Origin of the sequence: Shigella sp. FC1967 (assembly GCF_001743005.1) — a bacterium.
In the GTDB taxonomy this organism is placed as follows: Bacteria; Pseudomonadota; Gammaproteobacteria; order Enterobacterales; family Enterobacteriaceae; genus Proteus.
The window spans coordinates 1-1,019 of record NZ_MIIZ01001078.1 but is presented as its reverse complement, the minus strand read 5'-3'; the positions used below and the strand labels follow the sequence as shown (position 1 = coordinate 1,019).

The following is a 1,019-nucleotide window of genomic DNA, read 5'->3' as shown; positions in this document are numbered from 1 at the left end:
ATGATCACGGCTTCCCCACGCAGAATGGCCTGTGAAATCAGGATGTCGAACATACGGGTCTTGCCCGAGCCGGTGGTCCCAACGATCAGCGAATGCCCCTCAGTGTGCTTGAGTGGCTGCATCAGCTTCTCTTCTTTGGGCTCTACCCCGTGAATCCAGGGCTGGCCGATTGGCAGCTCCTTTTTCTTACCCTGTATCTTCCGGACAACCTTTTTTGACCGTGGACTCTCTCCCTACGATGGAAGTCCAGTCGCGTTTCAGGATCTCAAACACGCGCTGGGCATGGCGGTTTTCCCACAGGAACCCACTACCAAGCCACATATCGTCCGGCGTGTCCTTGATGTACTTTTGGAGCTCCGCAATGGAAATAAACTCCAGATCACGCCCCTTCAAATGCTTTTGGAGCAGGTGAAGTTTGATAGCCTTGGGCAAACGAGCCATCGCCATCACGCCACAGATCCCCGTCATCCAATAGAATGGCTCCGGAGGCATCGTGCTGACTTGCTCTACGGCCAAAGCCGCGCCGGAGGCGGCAAGCCAGCCTGCTACAGCATTTTTTTCATAGTTGGGCCGCCACGGCATCTCGTAGGCGAGCGGGTCATAACTCATTGTCATGTTTCATTTACCTCTAAATACAATTTTCCCTGACGTTTCTTGAGCAAAGGGCGTCTCTGTGCCCGGCTCAGCATCCCGCAGAGGATGTGTTTGCTGATGCCGATGTTTTCACCGGCAATCATGTCGAAGGCTTTGTCACTGGTTACTAAGCAGCCATCCTCTTCCAGGACAGGTGTCACGAGCCATCGGCCCGAGCGTTTTTGGATCATGTCCTTGAGCATCTGGAGTGCTTTCTGAGGCGTAACACCAGACGGCAAGAAATCTTCCGCGTTGATGTCTTTCGGGTTTGTTTTCGCCTTAGGCGGCTCAAACTCCCTAACCTCTGGCTCTTCCCTTTCTCGCACCTCGACGTGTCCCAATTCCTTCTCACGCTCAACTTTGGGCTCAGGAGCCACCGGTTGAGC

General features: G+C 54.1%; 2 protein-coding genes. Both read right to left on the bottom strand.

Annotated elements, in window-relative coordinates:
* Nucleotides 1-186 precede the first annotated feature (186 nt).
* The gene (locus tag BHE89_RS18575; RefSeq protein ID WP_286146296.1) at nt 187-615 is read right to left on the bottom strand and encodes a P-loop NTPase family protein; all 429 of its coding nucleotides are present in this window, start codon (nt 613-615) and stop codon (nt 187-189) included.
* The coding region (locus BHE89_RS18570; RefSeq protein WP_458694241.1) for a hypothetical protein at nt 612-1,019 on the bottom strand (408 nt) is incomplete at its 5' end. The genes BHE89_RS18570 and BHE89_RS18575, both read right to left, overlap by 4 nt.

Coding starts and splice junctions, on each gene's coding strand:
- BHE89_RS18575 (WP_286146296.1), bottom strand. CDS start 615: ATGACAATGAGTTATGACCCGCTCGCCTACGAGATGCCGTGGCGGCCC.